Annotated in this window: 25 protein-coding genes; 6 read left to right on the plus strand and 19 right to left on the minus strand. The window is 64.5% G+C overall.

Features of this window, described 5'->3' with window-relative positions:
• Positions 1 to 152: 152 nt before the first annotated feature.
• From VT84_RS08280 to VT84_RS08295, 3 genes are all read right to left on the minus strand, one after another.
• Complete coding sequence (locus tag VT84_RS08280) at positions 153 to 1109, minus strand: pyridoxal-phosphate dependent enzyme (RefSeq protein WP_082839189.1); 957 nt, start codon at positions 1107 to 1109, stop codon at positions 153 to 155.
• Positions 1110 to 1704: 595 nt separating this feature from the next.
• A complete protein-coding gene (locus VT84_RS40635) occupies positions 1705 to 2442 on the minus strand; it encodes a hypothetical protein (RefSeq protein ID WP_239465736.1) in 738 nt (245 codons plus the stop codon).
• Positions 2443 to 2517: 75 nt separating this feature from the next.
• Complete coding sequence (locus VT84_RS08295; protein WP_082839191.1) at positions 2518 to 3876, minus strand: DUF1501 domain-containing protein; 1359 nt, start codon at positions 3874 to 3876, stop codon at positions 2518 to 2520.
• A gap of 281 nt (positions 3877 to 4157) precedes the next feature.
• Here VT84_RS08295 and VT84_RS08300 point away from each other — a divergent pair, with 281 nt between their 5' ends.
• Positions 4158 to 4901 carry an RraA family protein gene (locus tag VT84_RS08300; protein ID WP_082839192.1) on the plus strand — a complete coding sequence of 248 codons (744 nt, stop codon included), beginning with the start codon at positions 4158 to 4160 and terminating at the stop codon, positions 4899 to 4901.
• A 769-nt stretch (positions 4902 to 5670) separates the two neighbouring features.
• On the opposite strand, the gene VT84_RS40640 is transcribed toward VT84_RS08300, so the two are convergent.
• From VT84_RS40640 to VT84_RS08335, 7 genes are all read right to left on the minus strand, one after another.
• The gene (locus VT84_RS40640) at positions 5671 to 6285 is read right to left on the minus strand and encodes a hypothetical protein (RefSeq protein ID WP_239465738.1); all 615 of its coding nucleotides are present in this window, start codon (positions 6283 to 6285) and stop codon (positions 5671 to 5673) included.
• A 178-nt stretch (positions 6286 to 6463) separates the two neighbouring features.
• On the minus strand, positions 6464 to 7033 hold the full coding sequence (locus VT84_RS08310; RefSeq protein WP_052559585.1) for a hypothetical protein: 570 nt from the start codon (positions 7031 to 7033) through the stop codon (positions 6464 to 6466).
• A gap of 66 nt (positions 7034 to 7099) precedes the next feature.
• Positions 7100 to 8461 (minus strand): hypothetical protein, encoded by a 1362-nt coding sequence (locus VT84_RS08315; RefSeq protein ID WP_052559586.1) that lies wholly within the window; start codon positions 8459 to 8461, stop codon positions 7100 to 7102.
• Between the two features lie 62 nt (positions 8462 to 8523).
• Positions 8524 to 9216: a class I SAM-dependent methyltransferase gene (locus tag VT84_RS08320; protein ID WP_082839193.1), complete on the minus strand. Its 693-nt coding sequence runs from the start codon at positions 9214 to 9216 to the stop codon at positions 8524 to 8526.
• A 111-nt stretch (positions 9217 to 9327) separates the two neighbouring features.
• Positions 9328 to 9723: a transposase family protein gene (locus tag VT84_RS40645; protein ID WP_239465739.1), complete on the minus strand. Its 396-nt coding sequence runs from the start codon at positions 9721 to 9723 to the stop codon at positions 9328 to 9330.
• The gene (locus VT84_RS40650) at positions 9707 to 10132 is read right to left on the minus strand and encodes a helix-turn-helix domain-containing protein (RefSeq protein WP_239465741.1); all 426 of its coding nucleotides are present in this window, start codon (positions 10130 to 10132) and stop codon (positions 9707 to 9709) included. Before VT84_RS40650 ends, VT84_RS40645 begins: the two co-directional genes overlap by 17 nt.
• Positions 10133 to 10277: 145 nt before the next feature.
• Complete coding sequence (locus VT84_RS08335; RefSeq protein ID WP_410000389.1) at positions 10278 to 10457, minus strand: ISAzo13-like element transposase-related protein; 180 nt, start codon at positions 10455 to 10457, stop codon at positions 10278 to 10280.
• A gap of 85 nt (positions 10458 to 10542) precedes the next feature.
• Here VT84_RS08335 and VT84_RS08340 point away from each other — a divergent pair, with 85 nt between their 5' ends.
• Positions 10543 to 10968, plus strand: coding sequence for a helix-turn-helix domain-containing protein (locus tag VT84_RS08340; RefSeq protein WP_239465743.1), 426 nt, complete (start codon positions 10543 to 10545; stop codon positions 10966 to 10968).
• 548 nt (positions 10969 to 11516) lie between these two features.
• Here the strand turns inward: VT84_RS08340 and VT84_RS08345 are convergent.
• The 3 genes from VT84_RS08345 to VT84_RS08355 form a co-directional block, all read right to left on the minus strand.
• Positions 11517 to 12614, minus strand: a complete 1098-nt coding sequence (locus VT84_RS08345; protein WP_082839197.1) for an acetate/propionate family kinase — start codon at positions 12612 to 12614, stop codon at positions 11517 to 11519.
• A 14-nt stretch (positions 12615 to 12628) separates the two neighbouring features.
• Positions 12629 to 13375 carry a metallophosphoesterase family protein gene (locus tag VT84_RS08350; RefSeq protein WP_052559592.1) on the minus strand — a complete coding sequence of 249 codons (747 nt, stop codon included), beginning with the start codon at positions 13373 to 13375 and terminating at the stop codon, positions 12629 to 12631.
• A gap of 236 nt (positions 13376 to 13611) precedes the next feature.
• Positions 13612 to 14550, minus strand: a complete 939-nt coding sequence (locus tag VT84_RS08355) for a hypothetical protein (RefSeq protein WP_082839198.1) — start codon at positions 14548 to 14550, stop codon at positions 13612 to 13614.
• Positions 14551 to 14718: 168 nt separating this feature from the next.
• On the opposite strand from VT84_RS08355, the gene VT84_RS08360 reads away from it, so the two are divergent.
• The 3 genes from VT84_RS08360 (at position 14719) to plsY (ending at position 18778) form a co-directional block, all read left to right on the plus strand.
• A complete protein-coding gene (locus VT84_RS08360) occupies positions 14719 to 16281 on the plus strand; it encodes a glycosyltransferase family 39 protein (RefSeq protein ID WP_052559595.1) in 1563 nt (520 codons plus the stop codon).
• 306 nt (positions 16282 to 16587) lie between these two features.
• The gene (locus tag VT84_RS08365; protein WP_052559596.1) at positions 16588 to 17433 is read left to right on the plus strand and encodes a hypothetical protein; all 846 of its coding nucleotides are present in this window, start codon (positions 16588 to 16590) and stop codon (positions 17431 to 17433) included.
• 124 nt (positions 17434 to 17557) lie between these two features.
• Positions 17558 to 18778: a glycerol-3-phosphate 1-O-acyltransferase PlsY gene (gene plsY, locus VT84_RS08370; protein WP_052559597.1), complete on the plus strand. Its 1221-nt coding sequence runs from the start codon at positions 17558 to 17560 to the stop codon at positions 18776 to 18778.
• Between the two features lie 455 nt (positions 18779 to 19233).
• On the opposite strand, the gene VT84_RS08380 is transcribed toward plsY, so the two are convergent.
• The 3 genes from VT84_RS08380 to rnc are packed head-to-tail and all read right to left on the minus strand — an operon-like array spanning position 19234 to position 21337.
• Complete coding sequence (locus tag VT84_RS08380; RefSeq protein WP_052559599.1) at positions 19234 to 20286, minus strand: NAD(P)/FAD-dependent oxidoreductase; 1053 nt, start codon at positions 20284 to 20286, stop codon at positions 19234 to 19236.
• A gap of 9 nt (positions 20287 to 20295) precedes the next feature.
• Positions 20296 to 20592 (minus strand): hypothetical protein, encoded by a 297-nt coding sequence (locus tag VT84_RS08385; RefSeq protein ID WP_052559600.1) that lies wholly within the window; start codon positions 20590 to 20592, stop codon positions 20296 to 20298.
• Between the two features lie 10 nt (positions 20593 to 20602).
• Entirely contained in the window at positions 20603 to 21337 is a 735-nt protein-coding gene (gene rnc / locus VT84_RS08390) for a ribonuclease III (protein ID WP_052559601.1), read from the minus strand.
• A 223-nt stretch (positions 21338 to 21560) separates the two neighbouring features.
• On the opposite strand from rnc, the gene VT84_RS08395 reads away from it, so the two are divergent.
• Positions 21561 to 22118, plus strand: a complete 558-nt coding sequence (locus VT84_RS08395) for a DUF6939 family protein (protein WP_052559602.1) — start codon at positions 21561 to 21563, stop codon at positions 22116 to 22118.
• A 23-nt stretch (positions 22119 to 22141) separates the two neighbouring features.
• Here VT84_RS08395 and VT84_RS08400 read toward each other — a convergent pair whose 3' ends face one another.
• From VT84_RS08400 to VT84_RS38270, 3 genes are all read right to left on the minus strand, one after another.
• Positions 22142 to 22957 carry a hypothetical protein gene (locus VT84_RS08400; protein ID WP_052559603.1) on the minus strand — a complete coding sequence of 272 codons (816 nt, stop codon included), beginning with the start codon at positions 22955 to 22957 and terminating at the stop codon, positions 22142 to 22144.
• Between the two features lie 168 nt (positions 22958 to 23125).
• Positions 23126 to 23683, minus strand: a complete 558-nt coding sequence (locus VT84_RS08405; RefSeq protein ID WP_052559604.1) for a GNAT family N-acetyltransferase — start codon at positions 23681 to 23683, stop codon at positions 23126 to 23128.
• 413 nt (positions 23684 to 24096) lie between these two features.
• Positions 24097 to 24468: a hypothetical protein gene (locus VT84_RS38270; RefSeq protein ID WP_157469316.1), complete on the minus strand. Its 372-nt coding sequence runs from the start codon at positions 24466 to 24468 to the stop codon at positions 24097 to 24099.
• Between the last annotated feature and the right edge of the window lie 162 nt (positions 24469 to 24630).

Raw genomic sequence — 24630 nt, forward strand, 5'->3', positions numbered from 1 at the left:
TTGTAGAAGAAAGGGCACTCCCCACCGAGACGCAGAAGGGGCGAGAATGCCTCCTTCGCGATATTCTTCAAGAACTCTTCTCACTTCCGGTCGCTTCGCGCGGTCGTTTCTGTGCAAATTCGCTTGTGCGAGCCACTTGGGAAGCAGGACGCTCACCACCACAGTTTGTCGAGGTTCACGTTCCCGCCGCTGAAGACGATGCCGACCTTCTCGGCGCCCGCGAGTACCTTTAACGCATCGCTCAGAGCCACTGCCGCACCGACCGCGCCGCTCGGTTCCACAATCAGCTTCATGCGCTCCCACACGAGGCGCATCGCGGCGCGGATCTCGTCGTCGGTTACAGTGAAAATGCGGTCCACCTGATCGCGGATGATCGGCCACGTGAGTTGACCGGTGCTCGTGAGCAGCCCGTCCGCGATGGTGTTCGGCGCCGTTTGGAGGAGCTGTTCGCCCGCGGCCTTCGAGCGTGCCGCGTCGTCGGCGCCGAGCGGTTCTGCTCCGAACACGCGGATACCGGGCTTGCGCCCGCGTGCCGCGACCGCGCACCCCGCGAGCAGCCCGCCGCCGCCCACCGGCGTGACGATCGCGTCCAGGTCGGGCACGTCTTCGAGCAGTTCGAGCGCGGTCGTGCCCTGACCAGAGATCACGTCCACGTGGTCGAACGGCGGAATCAGCGTCGCGCCGGTTTTGGCGACCAGCTCGTTGGCCGCGCGTTCGCGGTCGGCGAGGTTCGGCTCGCACTCGGTGATTTGCCCGCCGTAGCCCTCCACACCCGCTTTCTTCACCGCGGGCGCGGTTTTCGGCATGACGATGTACGCGGGGATTCCGCGCTCGCGGGCCGCCAATGCGAGAGCCTGGGCGTGGTTGCCGCTGGAGTGCGTGACGACGCCCTTCGCGGCTTCTGCGTCGGTGAGCTTGCGCACGGCGTTCGTGGCGCCGCGGTACTTGAACGCACCGATCTTCTGGAGGTTCTCGCACTTGAAGAAGAGCTTCCGCCCCGCGAGCCGGTCGAGCGTCTCACACGTCATTACCGGCGTGCGATGAACGATGCCCCGAATGCGCTCTGCAGCTTCTAGAACGGCGGGCAGATCGCAGGCGTAAGTTGGCATGGATGACTCGTGTGGATGCGATTTCCGGTGACGGCTCTCGATTTTTCTTCGCTCGTGATTGTATGCGCGTGCCGATCCTCCCTCACCGAATAGCCGGATGGAGAAGGGGAGAGCGACCAAATGCGAAAGTGATGTCTCTAATCGATGGCATTCTGGCCCCGCAGGAACTACGCCGATTCTTGCTTGGCGAAGTGCGCCTGCACGAAGTCCAGTGCCGCCTCTCTGGTCGGGTGTACTCGCTCCGGGTGTGCCAGTACCCAGCGGAGGAACTGAGCGGCCTCCAACTGGTCATCCCAACACGTCTCGCAGGTTGCTCCGTTCCTCGGAATGAACTCCAATTCGTGGGCAACGAAGCACCAGAGGCCATGTCGCTCTTCAGCGGCGATGCGTGGGGCGATTTCCTCCACTGGGATGCTGCGGAGTCGCCGTTGAATGTGCTTCCATTTCCTCTCTGGTGTGCTCATCGGTTCCTCAGCTTTAGGATGGTCGGGCTCCCACTGACCCTGATGGTACCTGGTTTCGCCGCCTACAGAGATCGCCCCGCCAACCTGCTGTCACTTTCGCGATTTGCGGGAGCTGTTTAGTCTTGAGTGCTTCACGACTTGCCCAGAAGTGCATCGAGTACCCAGCACCCGCGGACGTGGGGCGTATTCGCGCGGCAGTGGCCTAGGATGCACTCGTTGTCGCAACCCGCGTCCTGGAGCGCGTCGGCCAGAATGGGCATCGTGCCGAACTCGCGCGCGGAGTAGATGTGTTGTGCGAGGTCGCGCACGGTGGTCGTGTGCCAGTTCGGGTTCCATTCGAGCGTAACGAACGGGTTGGGGAACAGTTCGCGGTAGGCGTCGGCGAAGGCGTGCTGGGTCGCGGGGCGAAAGTTCTCGGTTGGTACCGGTGGTGTGGCGCTCAAACTGCCCACTGCGACTTGTTGCGCGTCCCAACTCGCGGTGGAGATTCGCGGTGTTTGCCTGCGTAACGAGCGGACGATGTCGTCGATACCGAACTGCGGTCGGTCCGTGTCCGCCCACTGCTCCGCGAATTCGATTGCGAGCCGGAACCACCGGTCCCGGCGCCAGTCGAACCCGGTCCGTGCGACCGTTGTGTAGAGGAGCCGGCGCTTCCGGGAACTCGGCACGCGATCGAGTGCGGTCAGGCACCCGTAGAAGTATTCCGGTCTGGAGGCCGTGTCCCACTCCGCCGATCCGAACGCCTCCGCGCTCGGGTACAGCGTTCGGTGTTGACACCTCGGGCATTCGACGCGGGGCAACGTGTCACCGAACGCGATTCCCGTACCGCACGCGGGGCAGAGGAACAGCCACAGCGGAGAGCGGGCCATGTGCCACCGTGCTCTCGGTAAATGCAAAGAGGGGGCCGGAGCCCCCGCTTCGCGGAACTGGAACGGTTACCGAAACTATACCAGTTCCGGCATGACCTTGCCTTCGGCCAGATACTGCGGGCGCCCGGTGGGGTCGTTGATCGTCGTGGTCTCCGCGTTCAGCCCCATGTTGTGGTAGAGCGTGGCGAAGATGTCGCCGAACGCCACGGGACGGTCCTTCGCGGTACCCCCGGTGCGGTCGGTGCTGCCGATCGCTTGCCCCATTTTCATCCCGCCGCCGGCCAGGATCGCGCAGCTCACCTGCGGCCAGTGGTCGCGGCCCGCTTCCTTGTTGACCATCGGCGTGCGCCCGAACTCGCCCCACGCGATCACGGTCGTGTCATTTAGCATCCCGCGCACGTCCAGGTCTTCGACGAGCGCCGTGAGGCACTGATCGAGCTTCCCGCCGTGGTCGCGGACGAGGTTGAAGTTCTGGCCGTGGCTGTCCCAGCGCCCGTAGCTCAGTGTGACCACGCGGGCACCGGCTTCGACCAAGCGCCGGGCGACGAGCAGGTGCTCGTTCACTGTCGGGGCGCCGTCGTACTGGAACTGGTACGGCTTGCCGCTGCCGTAGCGGTCGCGGGTCTTCTGGCTCTCCTTCGAGATGTCGAGCGCTTCGACCAGGCGGTTCGAGGTGAGCACGTCGAAGGCCCGTTCGGTCGCGGCGTCCGCGCCCCGAAGTCCGCCCGCGTGGTCGACGGTTCGCTTCATGTCGTCGAAACTGGCGAGCAGTTTCTTGCGGTCCGGCAGGTGGTCCTTGTTCGTGGCGTTGAGGACCATGTTCGCCATGTCCGGTCCGCTCGGCTTGAACGGCTCGAAGGCGTTCCCGAGGAACCCGGTTTGGCCCGAATCACTCCACGGTACGTGCTGCGTGCGCTCGGCGAGGCCGACGAACGGCGGCACGCTCGGATCGACGCTCCCCTGTAGTTTCGCGACGGCGCTGCCGATGCTCGGCCGACCGCCCAGAGGGGCGAGCGACGCTTTGAGGAAGCCCGTTGTACACTGGACCGCGTCGTGCCCGTCGCGTGCGCCGACGATCGATCGCACGAACGCGAACTTGTCCGCCATCGACGCGATGCGCGTGAATGTCTCCCCGATCTGAACGCCGTTCACCTTCGTGGCGATCGGCTTGAATTCGCCGCGGATCTCCTTCGGCGCTTCCGTCTTGATCTCCCACATGTCCTGGTGCGGCGGGCCGCCCCCGAGGAAGATGTTGATGATCGCCTTGTGCCGCGTGCGGCCGAACGGGTCTTGGTTCTTCGCGGCGGCTTCCGCGCGGAGCACGTCCGCGAGCGTGAGGTTCATCGCGCCGAAGGAGAGGGCACCGACCTTCAGGAAGTTCCGGCGGGAGACGCCGTCGCACATCCGAACGCGACCGAAGGGAATGTTGAGCATGGCGGAACGCCTCGGCGGAAGTTTTTGGCGGGATCGAACGCAGCTTCCGAACGCAAACGGTTGTGGAACATCGCCACTTTTCAGGAACGGCGAACGGTACGCCTTCCTTCACTTCGGCGGCGGAACCACGAAATTACGCGAGCGAGAATAGTTTTGGTGGGATTCTCGCACTTGGACCGTTTCCAGAAGGATACCCCGGGAGGGTGTTCCCTGCAATATAAAACATCGGAAACCCCGCCGCCGTCCGGTACGCGATTCTATTCACCGAGGGCTCTCCAATCATGTCGGTCGAAATCCCCTCCGCCGTTCTCGACGAGCTGCGCAAGTACGACACGCCGACCGTGTGCAACGTGCTGGAACTCTTCGAGATGCGCTCGCGCATCGTGGGCTACACCGACGTCCGCATTCAGGCGTGTTACCCCGCGCTGCCGCCGATGGTCGGGTTCGCGACCACCGCGACGTTCCGCGCCGGCGCCCCACCTCGAGGCGGCGACACGTACATGGGGTTGGGGGCACAGGTCGAGCGGATCGCGGCCCTGAGCGGACCGAAGGTGGTCGTGTTCCAGGATCTCGACGATCCGCCCACCGCGGCCACGTTCGGCGAGATCATGTGTACGACGTATAAGGCGTTCGGGTGCGTGGGGTTAGTGACGAGCGGGTGCGGGCGTGACCTGGACCAAGTCGAACCGCTGAAGTTCCCGTGCTTCACCGGCGGCACGATGCCGTCGCACGGTTACACGCAGATCGTGGAACTCGAAGTGCCGGTCCGCGTGGGGGGCGTCTGGATCAATCCGGGCGACCTGCTCCACGGCGACCGGAACGGCATCACCACGATCCCGCACGAACTCGCCGCGCTCACCGCCGAAGGCTGCGCCGGGTTCATGGACGCGGAATCGGTGGTGCTGAACTACCTCCGCGCCGGGAACGTGACGGTGGCCGGGTTTGTGACTGCACGCGACGAGTGCAAGCGCCGGATGATCGAACTGGGGAAGAGCCTGAAAGCGCGTGCGGCGAGCGCCCGGTGAGAGGCGCAGCGGAAGTGGACTGCCACGGACGAGAGTGAACGACCGGTCCGATATCGCGTCGTGTTGGCGTGCGATTCTGTCCGTTCGCACGAGGGGGCGGACAATGCCGCCGTCTGCAATCGATAAAGTCGGTAACAGCTTCGCGAGAAATGTAATCAGCCGTAGATCTCTTGAGTGCTTGGCGTCTTACGGGAAGCGGATCAGGTGGTGGTGGGTGTTCCATCGCCGGGCTTGGTATCTGGTTTGGCAACGCGGGCGCTATTGTGGTTGGTCGCCTTGAGTGCGTTCGACCGTGGAGGAGCAGGGGGGATTATGGATTTTAGCTTTGAAGCTCGAGACCAAATGACTGTATCCGGGTCGCACTCGGACCAGTTGTAACGGCCTTTCACGCTGGCGGAGCATTCGGTTTCACACGCCACACACCGGGTTCGGAAGGTAACGTGACACGCGATCTCGATTCGCCCCGGTCCCCAATTGCCGGGGTAACAGGCGATGAATTCCTGCACGTTCGCACCGACCGAAGGGAGCGTCGTTCCGCAGTGTGGGCACCGCCCCGGCAGCCCTCGAAATGGGTCATTCGGGGTATCTACCTTTCGCGACTCCATACGACACGTGCCCTTTGTGATCAAAAAAACTAGGCCGGCAAACCTCGCTGGTGACGATCGAAACCGGCTTGAAATAGATCGCATGAGCAACCGTCCACTCACGCGATTCACCGGTGAATTGCGACCTCACCAGCGAGGTTTGCCGGCCTAGAAAAAAACGACGACTAATCCTTTTCCAGCACCTGATCCACGATCCAGCACCCGCGTACATGGACACCCGGCGCGCGGCAGTGGTTCAGCACGTCGGTGCCGTCGCAGCCCGCATCTTGGAACGCATCTGCCAGAATGGGCATCGCGCTGAAGTCGCGTGCCTCGTACATCTGGGACGCGATCGCGACTGTGGTCGAACTGCGCCACTCGGGGAGAAAGATAGCCGGGCGAAACGGATTGCCGAATACGTCGCGGAGCAGGGCCAAGGCTTTGGGAAAACGGAAGTGCCGAGCCACCGGGTCGTAAGAGTGGGGTGCGTCCAGAGGGGACCACAGGGCGCCGCCGGCTGCGGCGGCCGCGGATGTGCGCGTGATCCAGAAGCGGGCGTTGCCCGGGCCTCCCCGATTCGTCCGCGCCGCCCGGAGTTCTTCCGGAGTGGCTCGCGCGTCCGCGAAGCGCTCGGCCGTTTCGAGGGCCGAGCAGGTCACTTCGTCTTCCAAACAGATCGACACCTGTCGGTAGCACCCACAGGAGAACAACCGCAACTTACGGTCGCTCGTGTTGCCATCTCGCAGAAACTTAAGCATCCGCTCCGGGCTTTCGCACGCGAGCCACTCGGCCTCGGTCATCGGCGGCCCTCACTGCTTACCGAGCACCAGATTAACGACCCAACGACTTTGAAAGAGATTTCACCGCCGAGGACACGAGAGGGCGCGGAGTAGAACCGAGGCGCGAACCGATCAAGGCCGCACTTGTTTTTCTCTGCGCCCTCTCGTGCCCTCGGCGGTGAAATGTTCTTACTCGCGACTACTTTTTCCCGAGCAGGAGGTCCACGACCCAGCACCCGCGCACGTGCGGCCCCGAACCGCGGCAGTGCACTAGCACATCGGCGTTGTCGCACCCGGCATCTTGGAGTGCGTCGGCCAGAATGGGCATAGCGCCGAAGTCGCGTGACTCGTACATCTGGGATGCGAGTGCGACCGCGGTGGAGGTTTGCCAGGAGGGAGAGAACAATGTGCTGTTGGGGAAGAGGCACCAACGGGCCGCTCGCAATAGTTCGGCGCCGCGCTGGAACCTGGTTCGGTACTCTTGCTCAGTTTGTAGTGAGAGCTGGGCCACAACTTTTTCGGGCGAAGTTGTGGTCCAGCTCTCACCCAGCACAATTCCCATCCGGTCCCATTCATCCTGCGCGATAGGAGCGCGATCGATCGTATCTAAGAGGAGATCGAGTACGGGTGGAGTGATGGCGTGGGAGAAGTCTTCCGTCGTCTCCGATGTGAGCTGTTGGAGGAGCCGAATCGGAAATTCGGCAGTTGTGAGAACCCCTTCCTCGTACTGCCGAATTATTCTCCGCAAATCCTCGGCCGCGCTAGCCATCGGTCACCCTCCCACTTTCAGCATGACCGTTCTGCCCTCCGGTTCAAATACGTCGTTAAAGGGCAGCTACTGGCTCTTCGCGCGACCCGGGAACGGGCCTTCGTTCCAGGACCACAACGGCCACCGGGTATTCGCCGTGCGCATCGTGCGGTCTCCGTTCGTGATTGCTGCCAGTGCCACGAACACTGCCAGCAAAGCGACCGTCCCGAGAGTTAATCGGCCCCACCGGAACGGGCGCTCGGGGGCCGTATCCGGGAGGGCACGCGGGCGGACGAACACCGGGTACGCGAGCACGAACGCGAACAGCATCCAAAAACCGGTCTGCGTGTTCAGATACCCGGGCCGTGCCGGGCGCCAGAAGTACAGCGCCGTCAGGTTCTGGAACACGAGCATCACAGCGGATAATACGACGGTCGGGAACCAAGCCGGCCACCGCCATCCGCGGACCAATATTAGCGCCCACACCAGCGCGCCGACCCCGGCGACCGCGCACACCGCGTCCGTGCCGCGGAGTATCGTTGCGCTCAGCCCGTCCGGGTCCGGGTACCCGAGGTCGCGCAGGGTCGTGACCCAACCGGGCACCTTGTCTGATACCCGGGTGAGTCGGTGCCAGAGCGGGATCACCCCGAGCACGAATAGTGCTCCGAGCACCGCAGGCGTGCGGAACTCGTTCGGTTCGCCCGTCGGGTCGAGTCGCCCGGCGCCGAGCATCCCATAGGCGAACACCCCACCGCCAACGAACCCGCAGGTGAGTTCCATCACGTTCCAGTGGTTGATGGTGTACCCCCAGGCTTCCAGGCTCACGGTCGCGTTGGCCAGGAGGCGCCCACCGGCCATTCCCAGGCCGAACCCGATGAACCCATAAACCGCGCCCCGGAGCCCGACGGCGCGCCCGCTCCCGGCGAGCCACGCGAACTGTCCGAGCGCGGCCCCGAGGAACGCCACGGCGATGTCGTTGCGAGGTGGATTGATGTGGAACCCGATCAGGTCCACCAGGAGCGTGAACCCGAGCCACCCCCCGAGTACCACACTCGTGAGCAGCCCGATCCAATCCCCGGTGCGCATCGGTCGGCGTTCGGCTAACAACCCGGCCAGCGCGCAGCCGAACGTGCCCCAGCACCCGCCCTGAAGGAACAGCGTGGCGAGTCCGTAAGAGTAGTTCGGCAGGGTGTCCGCCTGTGCGTACCCGTGCAGGATGCCGTAGCTCATCTGCCCGCCGGCCCCGATCCCGGCCGCGGTCAGTGCGGCAACTACGGGCATTCGAGGGAGCAGGGCCGGAGAACCGGCAACGAACACCCAGGCCAGCCCAAGAATCGCGCCGGGGTACATCGCCCCGATGACGTGGCCGTAATCCCCGCGGATGCCCCAGGCCAGCCCGACCGCGCACGCGACGAACAAGCTCCGCCCGAGTCGGTCCCGAACGCTCATCGCCGTTCCTCCGGTCGTGCTTCCGCTTTTCCCAAGAACTCGATTGGCCCGCGAAATCCGCTCTAACCGCGCGGCGGCGTCAGCTCGTGGACCGCGACCGAGCGGGCGGCGGTTCCCTCACCGATCGCCCAGCGGGAGTGCTTCGTCCCCCACCCGCGTGCTTCCAGCCCCGCGAGCAGCGAAAGGCTGGGCGGGCGGTACGGATCGGACAGCAGCACGCGACCGTTCGGCGCGAGGTTGTTGCGGAAGATGCGCTCCAGGCTCTCGTGCTGCGTGTCGGCGTACAGGATGTCCGCGCCCACGATCCAGTCGTAGCGCGTCTGGTCCGTCCACTCGCCCCAATCGCCCAACTGGTACTTGATCCCGGTGGCGCGGTTCCGCTCGCCGTTGCGCTGACACATGTGCAGGATCAACTCGGACCGGTCCGTCTGAACGACCTCGGCCCCGAGCGCCGCGGCCACGAGTCCCGGCACGCCCGTACCCGCGCCGAGTTCCAGCACGGTCTTTCCCCGAAACTCGGCGGACCGGGTCGCGATCTCGTGCGCCAACGCGAGCGCCGCGGGCCACAGCACCAACCCGTAGGGGGCGCGCTGGTCCGGGAGGTTCAGGAAGTGCGTTTCCTCGTCGAGGCTGAGGACCGCGCGTACGTGCAGTACCGACAGTTCCTTGTTCCCGACCGGCAGGCGGCACTCCACGAGTGGGAAGTCGCCGATGGAGGTGCTGAGGATCTGGGGCGGTGAAGCGGGGATAGTCATGCGAATTGAGATAGGAACTGCTCCGGAGAGCGTCTTTCCGCAACGCGCGCCGATCACTAGACCTCATTCACGATAGCAGGCGAGTTACCCTGCCCCTTCCCTGGTGCCGGTTCAGGAGGCTCGGTGTTTGAGCATCCGGTTGACCAACCCAGCAATGGCGCGGACACGCACCGCGTGCCTTGGTCGCGGGTGCCGGTTCACACGCGCGACCGCCCGGAACCGACGCAACCGCCCGATCGCGTGTTCGACCACGATCCGGCGCCGGCGGAACGCGCGGTTATATTTCCGTCCCGCGGGCGGGCGCTCCTTCCCACGCGGCTTGCGTCGCGGGGCCGCGCCCAACCCCGTCGGGTGCAACTCACCGATCCCGACGTACCCCAGATCGCCGATGCCCGTCGGCGGTCGCTTCATGAGCCGCGACTTCTTGAGCAACGTGATATCCGCCCACGGCCCCGGTACCGAGTCCGACACGTCTACGATCGCCCCGGACTCATCGTCCACGGCCACCTGGCTCTTGAGCGTGTGAGCCTTCTTCTGGCCCGAGTAGTACGCGCGGGCGACGCTTCGGGCGCTGCGTTCTCTGCTCGAAACTGTCGATGACGACCGCCAACCCGGGCGCGTCCGGGAGCAGCGCCGGCCGCCGCTTGCGCCGGGCCACGCCGGGGTCGGGCGCACGCATCGTGTCCCGGCCCGCGCGCGCGAGTGCCGGCAAGCACCGGGCGCGGCTCGCGCTCGAGTCGGACACCCCGAACCGGAACCCGAGCACCTCGTTGGTCGGGTTCCGGCGCAACCAGATGACGGTCCGCAGCAGTTGGTCCGCGGTGCTCAGGTCGAAGTTGTCGCCGCCCCCGAGCGCCCGTTGCCGGTTGGCGCGCGAGCGCCTTTTTGTGCGCGGCTCCGACCGCGGGGACCACATCCGCTTCCAACGCATCGACCGCGGCGACCGTCAGCCCGGTCAGGTGGCCGAACACGACCGGGGACTTCCGCAGGTTCTCAAGACGTGCAATCAGCGACGTCATCCAACAGGGCCAGATTCGTCCCGATATCCTACGGACCAACTGCTATCGTGAATGAGGTCTAATCGCCAACCCCGTCTCATCGGTCAACCGCTGGAGGGCTACTTTCCACAGCCGACGCCGACTCGCGTTGCTGCCGCCGGATTCGGCTGTAATCAACAGCTTCGTCGCCTCGGGATACCCGCCCGATCCCATATTCCTCCACCACCGGCGAATCGCGGTGATGACCTACTTGCGCCGCGCGAACGAGGCAAAAGCTGTAGAACGACTTCCGTCAATCCGGGCCGGGTGCGGAACAAGGGGGCGGATCATGGACGACCTGGGGCCGTTCTGCTGTCAGAACTCGGACTGTCCCGGCCCCGTACCGCGGGGCCACGGGAACCTGACCGTGGCCTCGCGGTACGGGGCCGGCAAGGCCCGTCGGATGCTCCGGTGCTCCACCTGCAAGACCCGGTTCTCGGAGCGCAAGGGCACACCCCTGTTCGGTGCCCGGCTCACCCCGACGACCGCAACCGCCGTGCTGGCGCACGTGGCCGAAGGGGTCGGCACCCGCAAGACCGCTCGGCTCACCGGGGGCCACCCGGACACGGTCGCCCGGTATATCCAACTCGCCGGCGGTCGCGCCGCCGGGCTCCACGACGAGTTGGTCGTTTTTTTCCCCGAAGACCAACGAGGTCCAGTTCGACGAGACGTGGGCGCTCGTCGGCAAAAAGCAGAAGATCTGCGCCCCGGATGACGCCCGACGCGGGGGGACTGCTGGGACCACGTGGCCCTCGACCCCGAGACCCGGTTGGTCGTCAGTCTGGTGGTCAGCAAGCGGACCGCCGAGGCGACCCACGCGCTGGTCCCGGACTTCCGGCGCCGGACCGGCTCTCGTGTGATGCGGCTGATGACGTCCGACGAGTACCCGGTGCACGAGGAGGCGATCCGGGACGCCTACGGGCACGTGGTCGTGCCACCGCGGACGGGTCGCCCGGGTCGGCCCCGGAAGCCACGCACGGTGATCCCACCGGCAGTGACCTACGCGACCGTTCACAAGGAGAAGGAGAACAAAGGAGAACAATCGGGTAGTGCGGGTGAGCACGCGCGTGGTGTTCGGGACGGCCGTGGCCGCATCGGCGGTCGGCCGGGTCGTGAACACGAGTTTCGTGGAGCGTCACAACGGGACGGACCGGAACCGGTGCCGCCGCAAGGCGCGCAAGAGCTACGGGTTCTCGAAGAACTGGGCCGCGCATCGCGCGGCGAGTGTGTTCGTGTCGCGGAGCAGAAAATATCGTGCGCGAATCAGCGAGCGAGGAGTCGCGCGACCGTTCGCGCGATCATGGCTTCTTCGTTCGTGCGAATGACTCGCACCGTGGCCGGGGAACCGTCCGGGGAAATGACGGGGGCGCTTGCGGTGTTGCGGGCTGGATCGAGGCTCACTCCGAGGAACGCCAAGTTCGCACAAATGCGGGCGCGAATTTCGGGGGCGTTCTCCCCGATGCCGCCCGAAAATACGAGCGTGTCCAGTCCCCCGAGCGCTGCGGACATCGCGCCGATCCACTTCCGTGCCTGATAGCAGAACACGGCGAGCGCTTCGGCCGCACGCGGGTCGGTGGGCTCGTGCGCGAGTAGCTCGCGGATGTCGGAACTGGTTTCGGAAATCCCGCGCAGCCCGGATTCGCGGTTCACGAGCTTGTCGATCTGGTCCGCGCTCAATTTCTCGGCCCGCGCGAGGTGGACCAGGACACCCGGGTCGAGATCGCCGGTCCGCGTGCCCATCACGAGTCCTCCGGTGGGCGTGAAGCCCATCGTAGTGTCGACGCACGAGCCGTTGTGAACGGCGGCCATGCTCGCGCCGGAGCCGAGGTGTGCGAGTACGATGCGCCCGCGTGCCACGTCCGCGCCCGCCGCGCGCGCGAGTTCTTCCATCAGGAACTCGTAAGAGAGCCCGTGGAAACCGTAGCGCCGGATCCCTTGTGCCTGGTAGCGCCGCGGGACCGGTAGCGTGCGGGCCACTGTGGGCAGCCCGCGGTGGAACGCAGTATCGAAGCACGCCACTTGCGGGACGCCGGGGAAGCGCTCCGTGCAGGCCGCGATCAGTTCGAGTTCTGCGGGCAGGTGCGTGGGGTCGAGCGGTTGGAGCTGTTTCAGGTCGCGGAGTAACTCGGGGGTGACCAATTCCGAGGCCACGCGGTCCGGCCCGCCGTGAACGAGCCGGTGCCCGATCCCCGCGAGTTGTACCGTCGCGCCGCGAGCTTCGAGTTCGTCCAGGATGGCGCCCGCGCTGGCGAGGCGTTCGAGTTTCCCGTGCGATATCTCTTGGGGCGCTTCACCCGCGGTGAACGTGGCGAACTTCGTGCTCGACGAACCGGCGTTGATCGTGAGGATGTGTGCCGCCACGCGGACCGCCTTTCTTACCGCCCCTCGCGCAATCGGTCGCCGAGGAAGTCGTTTAATTCGGGCACCGAGTAGATTTTCGCTACGGTCTTGTCCACATCGTATTGTACGCGCCGGAAGACCAAATTGAGTCCGTCGAGGGTCACGTAACACGCGCGCCAGTTCGTGTCGCGCGGCTGGCCCACCGAGCCGACGTTCACGATCGTCTTGCGGTCGTCGAGGCGCCAGGTGTAGTCGATCTCTTCCGGGGAGAGGAACTGCCACTGGGCGCCCGGTTCCGGCTCGATGAACACGCCGGGCACGTGCGTGTGCCCCGCGAAGCAGTAGCGCTCGATCTGCTCGCCGATCTTCGTCATCTTCGTGACGTTGTAGACGTCCTCGGGGAAGACGTACTCGTTGGTGGGACTGCGCGCCGACCCATGCACGAATAAGAACGCGCCGTCACGGGACTGCTTGGGGCGCTCGGAGAGGAACGCCCACATGTCGTCGCGCCGGGCGCTCTCTAGGACCGCGCGGGTCCAGAGCGCGGCCTTTTCCGCGGTCGGGCTGAACCCGAACGGGTCGAACAGCACCGCGTGGTCGTGGTTGCCCAGGACGTTCAGATCCCAGGTCATCGCGCGCTCGACGCACTCGATCGGGTTCGGGCCGTAGCCCACGATGTCGCCCAGGCTCGTAACGGACGATACCGGGAGCCGCGCGATGTCGGCGAGGACCGCGTCGAGCGCCTCAATGTTGCCGTGAACGTCGCTCAGAATCGCCCGCATGAGCCACCCGTGTGAGGCGCACGACCCGGAAGAAGATCGGCCACAAAAACGCACAAAGGAAGACCGGAACAGAAAACAGAAATCGGAGGTCAGAAGACAGAGGTCACTGGTTCGGTTGCTACTTCTGTATTCACCTTCTGTTCTCTGTCCGTAGTCTTCTGATCTTTTGATCTCTGTTTTCTTTTGTGCCCTTTGTGCGTTTTTGTGGCCCAACTCTGCTGTTTTCGGCCGTTCGGCTAAGCCAATCGCTTCTCCAGTATCGGGAAGCGGCCGTGTTCCTTGAAGTACCGCGTGTAGAAGGAGGTCAGGTGTGGGGCGTCGGACGGGCACTGGGCCGCGAGCGCGGTGACGGTGCCCTCGGTCATCTCCTGCGACGCTTCGGAGAGCAGAGCCAGCCCCGCCGTTAGCGCGCGGCCCGGGTCCGCGACCACGAAGCTGAACAGCCCGTTGACACGCTTTGTGTTCAGTCCTTCGGTGCCGAACGCGCCGAGCCGGAAGCACGGGGCGTTCGGGTCCACTTTCTTGACGTCCGCGTAGGTGGAACTCTCCAAACCGATCCCGATCGCGACCGGCTCATCGTCCGCCCCACGGAGAACCAGAAGCGCCTCCGCAGGAAAGTACGGGTTGGCGAAGAAATAACTTTCGAGCTTCTCGTCCGGAAGGCGGAGAAGTCCCCGGCCCATCGCGGCGACCGCCGGGAGGTCCGTTCGACGCAACCGGTCGATCGGCAACTTGCTCCGGTTCACGAGCGTGGGTAGATCGACCGGATCGGCCCAGAAGTTCACAATTTCGCGTGCAACGACGAAGCCGCGGTCCGCGAGGAACGTCAGGACCGGTTCCCAGTCTCGACGGTAGGCCGCGAACACCGTGTCCAGCCCGCGTGCGCGGGCGGCGTCCAGGGCCGCGTCGAACAGCGGACCGGCGGCGGACTCGAACCCCTTGCGGCACCACGGCACGCTCACGCGCCCCTGTTCCGGTTCGAGCACGCAGTATCCGACGACCTGTCCGCCCTCTTCCGCGTAGAACCGCGCCCCGGGATCGAACCCCCGCGCACGGGTGCGCCGCTTCACGTCGTCTGAGGTAGCGGCCTTGAACCCGGGCAGCGCGAACGCGGCGACGTTGAACAGCGCCGCTTGCGTGGCTTCGTCGCCGGGTTGGAAGGTGCGAATGTTCACGGCGAGCCGGCGTCCTGAATTAGGGCAGGTGTGGTGATGCTACCCGGTTGCTGCGCCGGGGACAACGGCGCGGGTGCGGGTATTTGCCCCAGTTCGGGCCGCGATGTTGGGGTTGCGATGCGTCACGTCGGCCGGCTACCCTGTTCCGCCCGACAGGAGGTCGCACCCGTGGAATCAACAAAAAACGTACCAATCGAGAACCGAATTCAGCCCACCGTGAAGTTGGTGACGGTCGTCGAGACCGCACCAGCTCCCACAAACCGGCCCGCGTCGCGCGTGACGGCCGCGCTGGTCGCGCTCGTCCTTCTAGGCGGCGGGGCGCGGACGGCGTCGTTCCTCACGGACCGGAACTTGTGGATCGACGAGGCGATGCTCGCACTCAACCTCGTGGACCGTTCGCCGGCCCAACTCTTCGACAAGCTCGACTACAACCAGGGGGCGCCGGTGGCGTTCCTGCTGGTCGCGAAAGCGGGTATCAGCGCGTTCGGGCCGAGCGCCTGGGCGCTGCGGCTGGTACCGTTCATCGCTTCGATTGTGGGGCTGATCGCGTTTTCCGTAGTGTCCCGGCGCCTGCTCTCTCCGGGAGCGGCCGTGTTCGCAACGGCACTGTTCGCGCTGTCCCCGCACATTGTGAGCTACGCGGGCGAGTGCAAGCAGTACCAGAGTGACGCGACTCTGGCGATCGGGCTGTTCGCCGTGTCGCTGGGGTTGCTCGAAGGTAAGGGGGGCTTCTGGCGATGGTTCGCGCTGGCTGTGTCCGGGGCCGCGGCGGTGTGGTGCTCACACCCGTCGGTGTTCGTGCTCGGCGGGATCGGTACCGCGCTCCTGGTGTGGGCCGCGGTCGAGCGCGACCGGGCGCGGTTCCTGTCCGCGAGCGCGACCGTTGGGGCGTGGTTGGTGAGCTTCGGTATTTGCTACGTGCTCTGCTTGAAGCAGTTAGGCGGGAACAAGTACCTGACCGACTACTGGGCCGGGCACTTCATGTCGTTTCCGCCGAAGGGCCTGGGCGACGTCGCGTGGCTCGTGGATCACGTGGTCGCGTTCTTCGTGGTCCCAGGCGGGTTCGGCGGGTTGATGGTGCCACTGGGCGGGTTCGCGGCCGTGCTCGCACTCGTTGGGGTGCGTGAGTTCGCACGCGAACGCTGGCCCCTGGCCGTTGCCCTCGTGATGCCGACCGTTCTGGTGCTGTTCGCGTCCAGCCTGCACAAGTACCCGATCGGCGGGCGGTTGATGCTGTTCATGGTCCCGATCGGGGGGCTACTCGTCGCACGCGGAGCGTGGGCCGTGTTCGACGCGATGAAGGACAAGAACCGCTTCGCCGCGGTTGCGCTCCTCGGGCTGTTGGTCGGGGCCAGCGCGTGGCAGACGTGGGAAGTGCTCCAACGACCCTTGCGCCACGAACAACTGGCGCCGGTGCTCGATCGAGTGCGGAGCGAGTTCCAACCGGGCGATCGCTTGTACGTGTACTACGGGGCCGGTCCCGCGTTCACGTTCTATACCCGCACCCAGTCGTTCCCCGCAGACGTTGTGGTGATGGGAGAGGAGCACCGGGACGACCCGGCCGGGTACCTCGCCGAATTGAAGAATCTGCACGGGCGCGTGTGGGTCGTGTTCAGCCACCCGCACAATTACGAAGAGACGATCATCCGGACGGCGCTCGATTGCCGCGGGCCGTGTGAGCGCGAGGTGAAGAAGCCCGGCGCCGGGGCGTTCCTGTACCGCTTGGAGTGAGGTGCGGGTATTGCAGGGGGCGTTGAAATCACCACCCGCTCGTTGACACTCGCAGTTCGCCAAGAGGCTCCAGGCGAACCGCGGGTGTCAACGAGCGGGTGGAATTACGCATTCGTGAAAGGTCGTCGTTAGAATCGGCATTAAGAGACGGAACGCGCCGCGCCCCAACTGTTTGGGGCGCGGCGCGTTCCGTCTGTGCGCTGTCGCCGGTCCACGAACCGGTGCGAAGTCGCGCGGGTCCGGTTGATCCGTTAGCCCCCGGCGGTTATGGTCAACTTTGGCACCTCTCGCCACTCGGGGTACATTATGTCGTTTCACACACGGCTCGACCGGCGAGCGTTCCTGGGCGCGGCAATCGCTTCCGCCGTGGGCGTGCCGGGCGCCGCACTCGCTCAACAGAACCTGGGCGAAAAGAAAATCGTCCCGCTCGACCTGCCGCTCGACAACGCGGACGTGTGGACGCTGCACTTCCGCTACAAGCCGCCGCGGATCGTCACACTCGACGGGTTCGACAAGGACGGCAAGCGGGCGAAGCAGGTCGTTTGGTACATGTGGTACCAAGTGTACAACGCGCCGCGCAAGCCGCGCGAGGCCGACCCGAACAAGCCCGACGTGCTCGCCAAGGCCGAACCGGTTACGTTCATGCCCGAGTTCGAGCTGGTTACCAAGGACTTGAACACCGCGCACCTCGACGAGCCGCAACCGCACATTTTTGAGCAGGTGCGCAAGATCGAGGACACGACCATCGGGAAGGATTTCCCCAACGGCGTTCAGAACCTCCAGTCCACGATCTCGATCTCGAAGCGCCCGATCCCACCGACCCTGCCCGACGCGGTGCCGCGCGTGGTGTCCGGGGTCGCGATCTGGACCGATATGGCCGAGGTCGCGCCGAAGACGAACAAGTTCAGCGTGTACATCACGGGGCTGTCGAACGGCTTAGCGAAGGAAGAGTTGCGCACGGGCGAGGTTCTGATCAAACGGAAGACACTCCAGATCAACTTCGTCCGCCCGACCGACGACCGCCAGCCGGTGATTACCGACATCCGCCCGGACGACGCGAACGGACCGGCCGAGCAGTGGATCTACCGAACGAGTTCCGTTGTGAAGGCCGTGGGTCGGCCGATGCCGAAGCTCCCGCCGCCGCCCCAGTAAGTGGTAAAGGGTTTTCGCGAGCGGGGCGCACGAAATGTGCGCCCCGCTTTGTTTTTGTGCGCGTGTGGTTCCTACAGTGAGGGTGACGTTTAAAAACATTCCACTGACTGCAGTTTGGCCCGCCATGTCGCCGTCCGTTGCCGCTCTCGTTCCGCTCGTCGTTGCGTATCTGGTTGGTGCCCTCCCATTCGGTTACCTCGTGGGCCGCGCCCGCGGGGTGAACCTCTTTCACGCCGGGAGCGGGAACATCGGCGCCACGAACGCGGCCCGCGTGCTCGGCCGGTCGTTCGGTGTGCTCGTTTTCGTGCTCGATTTCCTGAAGGGCGTCGTTCCGGTTGCGGCGGCGGTGCCGCTGGCGAACGCGCTCGATGCGGGAGCGGCGACTGCGTTCGGCGCGCCGGACGTGGTGCGAGTTGGTGCCGCGGCGCTCGCGTTCCTCGGGCACTTGTTCCCGGTGTACCTGGGGTTTCGTGGAGGGAAGGGCGTTGCGACGGGGGCCGGAACCGTGTTCGTCCTCGTGCCGATCCCGGCCGCGCTCTCGATACTAACGTGGGTGGTTGTGCTGTTCGCGTCGCGCTTCGTGTCGCTCGCGTCGCTCGCGGCGGGCACGGTTCTGGTGGCCGCGCACCTCGTGAGCGCCCCGGCACCCTTCGGTGAAAACGCGCTGCCGATCACCCTCTACCTCGTCATTGGCACCGCGCTGGTTTTTGTGAAGCACCGGGCCAACGTGAAGCGGCTGCTCGCGGGGACCGAGAACGCGGTGGGGGAGTTTTCGATGCGACAGCCCGTTTTGCGGAGCATCCACGTACTCGCGCTCGGACTCTGGTTCGGGGGCGCTGCGTTCTTCAACTTCGGTACTGCAACGGCCATCTTCGCGTCGTTCAAAGAGGTGGTGAACGCGGGACCGTCGGACCGGACTGCGCACCAGGTCATTATCCCGGCCGACGCGCCACAAGAGCAGAAGAACGCGCTCGCGAGCGCGCTGGCCGGGTCCGCGGTCGGACCGGTGTTCCCGCGATACTTCGCGATGCAAGCCGTGTGTAGTGTGATCGCGCTACTCACGGCCCTGAGCTGGTGGAAACTCGGTGGCGTTCACCGCTGGCGCGTGCTCGTAATTGCGTTCGCGCTCGCGACCGTCGCAGTAGCATGGCCGATTTCGGACGAAGTGACCCGGCTGCGATTGTTGCGCTTTAACCCTGATAGTGCGATTGCCGACACTGCGAAGGCCGGCTTCGCGTCGTGGCACCTGGTCAGCTTGGGGCTGAGTTTTGTGACCGTGAGCGCCGCGGGTGTGGCGCTTGCACTCGCGGGGCGACTGCCGGCTGACGCAAAATCCGCTGTGTGAGGTGCGAGCCTTGAACTACGACACGGCGATCCTCGTCATGTGCGTAACGGCTGTGGGCGCCGTAGCGTGCGTTGTCAACGGGCTGCGTTCGGGGCAAAAACTGGTGGTGTTGGTTGGCACGGTGGCCCTGGCTGTTCAGGTCTTTTGTCCGCCCTGCGTCTTCCCGGACGGGACGACCGCGCGACGGTGGATGCCGGCGGACCTCAGATACTCACCGAACCGCGGGGCGCCCTGGGTTGATGCCGGTTGGCAAGCGATCTGGCTGACCGTTACCGTCACGGCGACGGTGGGTGCGTGTGTTTGGCTCGAGTGGCGTTACAAGGGCCAACAGCCCGGTGACCAACAAACGAGAAACCAAGGTAGTGCTGAAGGGTAAGTTCCTCCGACCACCTCCAAATATGGCGTCGGGGGCAGTCTCGCCCGCATCAACTACGGCATGCCGTGGGCACGTTCGGTTAGAGGCGGTGTAGCGCTTTCCGCACGTTCACTTCGGGATCGATTTCGCCCGTTCCGCACAGGTGGGCCGCGAGTTGGTCGGCAAAGAACGGCGCGAGCAGCGACCCCTTCGAGCCGAGCCCGTTGAAGTACGCCAGTTGCGGGTGCTCCGGGTGCCGGCCCAGCACGGGAAGCCCCGCATCAATCACGGGGCGCACTGCGGCGTGGTGTTCGAGCACTTCAAACGGTAACCGCAGGAACGCGCGCAAGCGCGACTCGATCTCCGCCCGCCCCTCCGCTGTGGGGCGCGAATCGAGCGGTTCCCAGGTATAAGTCGCTCCAACGCGGAATACCTCGTCGCCGATTGGGGCGAGCCAGATCCCTCGGTGAATCACGCGGTTCTCTGCGAGCCCGGGGACGCGCACGGTGAGGATTTCGCCCTTAGCCGCGTTGAACTTGATGGACCCGAACCACGGGTCCGTACCCGCATCGAACCCGCGACAGAAGACGACCGTTTGCGCCTCGACGGAAAGGGCCGGCACCCGCGCGCCGGTCGCCGTGAGTTCGAGGTCGTGTGGAGATAGGCCCGCGGTGCGGTAGACGTCGCGGGCGCGAAAGTGCGTGCGGCAAGCGTCGAGGTATCGCGGAACGTCGAGTCGAGCTGCGTCGGGCATCGAGAATCCGCCGAGGGGCGCGTCGAACCACTCCGCGTTGATGTCGGTTGCCGGTTCAACAAGCCCCAGCAGAAGGCCACCGGACCGGCGCTGGTACTCGGCCTGTTCTTGGGCGTCGATGAAAAGGCGTAGCGCCGGGCGCTGGTGGAAGAAGCGGTCGCCGAGTTCGCTTTCACGCGACCGATAGAACGTGACCGCGTTGGGGAACAAGTCCGCCCATCGCCACGACTTCGCGATGCGTTTGCCGGTCGCGGGGGTCATCAGCCCGGCCGCGATGCGCGACGACGAATGGCCGTTTTCGCGGTCCACGACGAACACGCTGCGCCCGCGCTGGAGCAGGCGCCAGGCCAGCGTGGTGCCGGCTATACCCTGCCCGATGATGAGGAAATCGACGCGCACAGATATGAACTACGAAAGGCGGAGTTCGGCTTCGAGATCTGTTCGTCGGGCAAGCGCGCGGTCGCGCCCGCCGCGGTTGAGTTCGTAAATACCGGGTGCTTCAAGAGTTTCGCCCGCGGTGAGTCGGCACTGAGCACGCTTTGTGACCGCGAGGGCGAGCAGAGGCTGCAAACACTCGGCGCAACCCAAACTGTACGTTTTCAGTTCTTTTGTGGTGCCGTCGCTCCACTTCGCGGCGATCTTGTACACCGCCGGAGCGTTACAACCCGGTGCGTAACATAGCACCGGGTACTGCGACATTGGCATAGATGAGCTTTCAGGCCGGCGGGAACGGGAGCGGTTCGCCGTGAATGTGAGCCAGCGCGTTCATCGCGGCCTTGAGTTCGGCTTCCTTCTTGGTGCTCCCCCAAGCTGGGGGGAACCGCTCGTCGTGGACCTGCGCCGCGACCTTGAAGCACTTGTTGTTATCCGGCCCCTGCTCGTCGAGGAGGAAATACCGCGGGGTGTCGCCGTACTCGCGCTGCGTCACGGTTTGCAACTGCGACTTGGCGTTCGAGGAGATGGCGTCCCGGGCCACGCGCTCGATCTCGGGCGTGATGAACCGCAGGATGAACTCGCGGGCCGCGCCCCAGCCGCCATCGAGGAAGATGGCCGCGACGAGCGACTCGAAGACGTTGGCGAGAATGTTCAGCGGCATCTCGCCGTGGGTGTGGACCCCCCGGCCGAGGAACAGGAAGTCGCCGAGGCCGATTTCCTGGCTGAACCGCGCACAGGTTTTACGGCTGACGACGGCGGACTTCACTTTCGTGAGGTCGCCTTCCTGGTATTCGGGGAACCGCTGGTAGAGTTGCTCGCAGGTGACCAACCCCAGCACGCTGTCGCCGAGGAACTCCAGTCGCTCGTTGGACGCCGCCCGCGTGTTCGCACTGGACGTGTGCGTGAGGGCCGACCGGAGCAGTTCCGGCTTCAAAAACCGGTACCCGATCGCTTCCTGGCAATTTTCGAGGACCGTGCGTTCCCGGTTATTAGTGAGTGTGTCCGAAGGAGGCATGATAACGGGTACATAAATGCGGGCGGGCAAATAAAGATCGATTTCAGACAGCCTACCAGCGCGCCCGGGGTGAGTCAACGCAGAGGCCATACGCGGATTTATTATTGCTTATGTTTGTTATCTGAGTTGCGAATGCGTCTTGCTTTTTCGGGTCGACTACTGACATTGCGGCCGTACCGCGGGGCACTACATTTGAGCGTTTTTCTGCCCTGCGAGGAGTGCAATGCCCATTATCGTGGAGAGCCGCCGAAAGAAGCCCGCCACTCTCGCGAAGTTGTGGCCCGGCGCGACCATTGTTGACGTCACGTCGAAGGGGCCGGCGCCGTGGGTGCGGTTCAGCCCGTTCTTCCCGCACGGCGGAATCCCGATTCCGAACAGCCCTCAACAAACTGCCGCCTCGGTGGAAGGGTTATGGCAAGGGCTGAAAGTGTTTGAAAAGGAGGACATCGACCCATCGAAGTGGGCGATCACTACCATGCGCGGCATCAAGCGGGCAGGAAGAAGCCGCGGGGCCGTGCGCGGACATCGATTCGGCATAAGTGGCGCTGATTTAATCGGTTACCGCGATGCACGATTCCGAATTTATTTGCCCGCGTACCGGTGGGTACTGGAGAACCGGCTGACGCGGGAACTGGAGCAACTTCGCACGGCCGCGAACGACGGGACCGTCGTATTACTCGACTACGAGACGAACGCGGACGTCGAAGACCTGACGAACCCGCTCTCGCACGCGGCCCTCGTAAAGCATTACCTCGAAGGCACTTGGCCCACGTCAAGTTAGGCTACGCTTTTGGTCGCGGTCGATTAACTGCCCAACGACTCAACAGGCGAGATTCGGGCGGCTTCGTGCCCCGCCCACTGGTGCGACGACACAACACTGGCCGTCCACTCTGGTCGGGTACGACGGGCGTATTCCAGCAGAGCGGCCAACCGGAAATCCCGTCCCCGCGCCTTCGGATTCATGATGATCCCGCCTTCGGGCACTTCGTAGCTGATGCGCCAGCGCTTGTCGTACAATCGCTCCGCCTCGCGGACCGCTTCGGTGAACGCCGCTTGGTCCGCGGTGAAAATCGCTCTCACCGCGTCGCTGTAGGCTTGGTACGTCTTGCTCAGGTGTGCGGTCGGCAATCGCCGCTCGAGTCGGCCGTCGAGGAGGGCCTCCCAGTCCGGGTGTGGGGTCCGGGTGCGGAGCCAGTTGAGAAGGCACGCATCGCCAAGCATAAACGGGTAATCAATCCACCAACCGGTCAGATCTTCGGGCACCGGGAATTGGGCAATGAGTTCCGCGTCAAAGGTTCCGTCGAGGAGGTAGACGAACCAGGCCGCGTGATGGAACGGGAACGTGGAAGGCGCGCCCGGAAAACGCTGCCGAACCGCAACAGCGTCGCGGGCGACCGCCACGATCTGACGAGCGGGTTCGGTGTGATCGCCGATCCCGTTCTGCCACCGAACTTGAAGTGCGATGACCAGGGCGCTTGCAGTGAACTGCAACCGGAAGAGGTGTTCGGCGGCCCCGGCTTCGTCGGACGGCTGCGGGATTGCTCGTAACGATTCGATCGCACGAGTCGCGAATTGCTCCTGCTCGCGCACAAGTGTGCTCGGACGCGCCGGCTTACCCATAACCCCCTCGCGCACAGAACCACGACTGTTCGGCTCGACGCCCCGTCGTGCGTCAATGCGCCCGCAGCGTAACAACAACCGGCAACCGCCGCAATGATCGGAGCGGGTGCCGGGGCGCGGGGCCAGTCAACGGCTCCGTTCGGAATGTGTAACCGTCACTTCCGCCGATCAGGACATAGCGGGGAGTGGTCGTGTCATGCGCACGAGCGGGAGTGTTTCACCGTCGGGCAATTCCGTTGTGATTCTTTCGACGGGCGTGAAGCCCAGTGCCTGATAGAGTGGTTCGCCGGGCAACGTGGCCATGAGTTCCAGTGTGTGGAACCCGGACCGACCCGCATCGGACGCACAGCGATCGAACAACTGCCGGGCCAGTCCGCGTCGCGCCCACGCGGGGTGAACGAAGAACGCTCGAATTCGCGCCGGTTCGGTCGCGGGGTCTAAAAGCGGGTCGTCGGTTTCTTTCATTTGGTCGCCACCGTAGAGCGTCCGGCGCCGGCTCCATCCGCCCGCGGCGGCCAGTTCTCCATTTTCGCTTTCGATAACGAAGTAGGTCTGATCCGCGATCAACTGCGTGTCAGGTCCGAACACGAACCGAAGCGCGCTCTCGATTTGTGCGGGGGTGTAGTAACCCGCGCTGAGCGCTCGCACCGATTGGTCGATGAGTTCGCACAAGCGGGGCAGGTCGGCGTGGGTCGCGGGCCTCAGTGGAAATGCGACGGTCCCCACAAGCGCCTCCTGGCGGTTTCAACACAACGCATCGAGCTACGGTACCCGAATGTTGTACTTGCTCGTCCACGGGCCGAAGCTGAGCTTTCTCAAAGAAATCGCTCGGGTGAAGAACGGCTCGCGAGTCGTGGCCGTGAGATAGTGCCGGAAATGCTGGATTCAGTCCTGAAATGATCTCACCGGTTGTCCGTTTTGACCAAGAGTCGTGGAGCGCTCAGAACGGCGCGGGCATACCGGTCAGTGTCGATGTGCCAGTACAACTCCCTTTCCTCCAGTACGAATTCAAAGAAATTTAACTCGATGACTTCCCGTCCGTTCGGGAGTATCGGGTACGGCCCTCGGTCCCGGCGGACCGGTCCACAGAACAGCCCGGTGATCCCGCCAGCCGGTTCGAGTAATTCGCTGAATCGTTGCTAGACTGTTGGTTCCTCGAATATCAGGCTGATTGAATTCGTTCGTGCGGTGTAACTGAACAGCACGTATTCTCCACCGACGCGGACTGCGAGATCGATGATCCCAATCGGTAGACATTCGAGCCCGGCGTCGGTCCACTCCGGCTTCAATTCATCGAACGGGTCGGCGTACCAGCGCGCCACCGCATCGGCGGGTAGCAACATGGCAAGTTCGGCGAACACCGGTGATTCGGGAGAGAGCTGGCTGAGGTCCACGGCTGGTGCGTGCTGGCGACCGCGTCGGGCGGTGGGCCGGGCGCCATTCAGCGCGATCAGAGCTTCACTTACCCGGGTAACTGGGTAGAAGAGTTCAAATGAGTATCGTTGGCCCATCCGCGTTCACCTTATACGTTCTGCCACTGTTGGTGCGGATTGACCACACGAATCTTACTCAATCCTGAGACCGACTGCCCAGATCCCGTTCCGACATGATAAGTGCTACAAAACGCGATCGGGGCGCCCAAAGGCGCCCCGATCTTCATTCACACTCGCTGT

It is taken from the genome of Gemmata sp. SH-PL17 (assembly GCF_001610855.1).
Taxonomy (GTDB): Bacteria; Planctomycetota; Planctomycetia; order Gemmatales; family Gemmataceae; genus Gemmata; species Gemmata massiliana.

Excerpts from the sequence above, each read along its gene's own strand:
- rnc (WP_052559601.1), bottom strand. The coding sequence starts at position 21,337 with ATGCCTCCTTCGGACACACTCACTAATAACCGGGAACGCACGGTCCTC.
- VT84_RS08365 (WP_052559596.1), top strand. The coding sequence starts at position 16,588 with ATGTCGTTTCACACACGGCTCGACCGGCGAGCGTTCCTGGGCGCGGCA.
- VT84_RS08315 (WP_052559586.1), bottom strand. The coding sequence starts at position 8,461 with ATGAGCGTTCGGGACCGACTCGGGCGGAGCTTGTTCGTCGCGTGCGCG.
- VT84_RS40635 (WP_239465736.1), bottom strand. The coding sequence starts at position 2,442 with ATGGCCCGCTCTCCGCTGTGGCTGTTCCTCTGCCCCGCGTGCGGTACG.
- VT84_RS08295 (WP_082839191.1), bottom strand. The coding sequence starts at position 3,876 with ATGCTCAACATTCCCTTCGGTCGCGTTCGGATGTGCGACGGCGTCTCC.
- VT84_RS40640 (WP_239465738.1), bottom strand. The coding sequence starts at position 6,285 with ATGACCGAGGCCGAGTGGCTCGCGTGCGAAAGCCCGGAGCGGATGCTT.
- VT84_RS08350 (WP_052559592.1), bottom strand. The coding sequence starts at position 13,375 with ATGCGGGCGATTCTGAGCGACGTTCACGGCAACATTGAGGCGCTCGAC.
- VT84_RS08320 (WP_082839193.1), bottom strand. The coding sequence starts at position 9,216 with ATGACTATCCCCGCTTCACCGCCCCAGATCCTCAGCACCTCCATCGGC.
- VT84_RS08385 (WP_052559600.1), bottom strand. The coding sequence starts at position 20,592 with ATGCCAATGTCGCAGTACCCGGTGCTATGTTACGCACCGGGTTGTAAC.
- VT84_RS08300 (WP_082839192.1), top strand. The coding sequence starts at position 4,158 with ATGTCGGTCGAAATCCCCTCCGCCGTTCTCGACGAGCTGCGCAAGTAC.
- VT84_RS40650 (WP_239465741.1), bottom strand. The coding sequence starts at position 10,132 with ATGTGGTCCCCGCGGTCGGAGCCGCGCACAAAAAGGCGCTCGCGCGCC.
- plsY (WP_052559597.1), top strand. The coding sequence starts at position 17,558 with ATGTCGCCGTCCGTTGCCGCTCTCGTTCCGCTCGTCGTTGCGTATCTG.
- VT84_RS08310 (WP_052559585.1), bottom strand. The coding sequence starts at position 7,033 with ATGGCTAGCGCGGCCGAGGATTTGCGGAGAATAATTCGGCAGTACGAG.
- VT84_RS08400 (WP_052559603.1), bottom strand. The coding sequence starts at position 22,957 with ATGGGTAAGCCGGCGCGTCCGAGCACACTTGTGCGCGAGCAGGAGCAA.
- VT84_RS08395 (WP_052559602.1), top strand. The coding sequence starts at position 21,561 with ATGCCCATTATCGTGGAGAGCCGCCGAAAGAAGCCCGCCACTCTCGCG.
- VT84_RS08280 (WP_082839189.1), bottom strand. The coding sequence starts at position 1,109 with ATGCCAACTTACGCCTGCGATCTGCCCGCCGTTCTAGAAGCTGCAGAG.
- VT84_RS08340 (WP_239465743.1), top strand. The coding sequence starts at position 10,543 with ATGGACGACCTGGGGCCGTTCTGCTGTCAGAACTCGGACTGTCCCGGC.
- VT84_RS38270 (WP_157469316.1), bottom strand. The coding sequence starts at position 24,468 with ATGGGCCAACGATACTCATTTGAACTCTTCTACCCAGTTACCCGGGTA.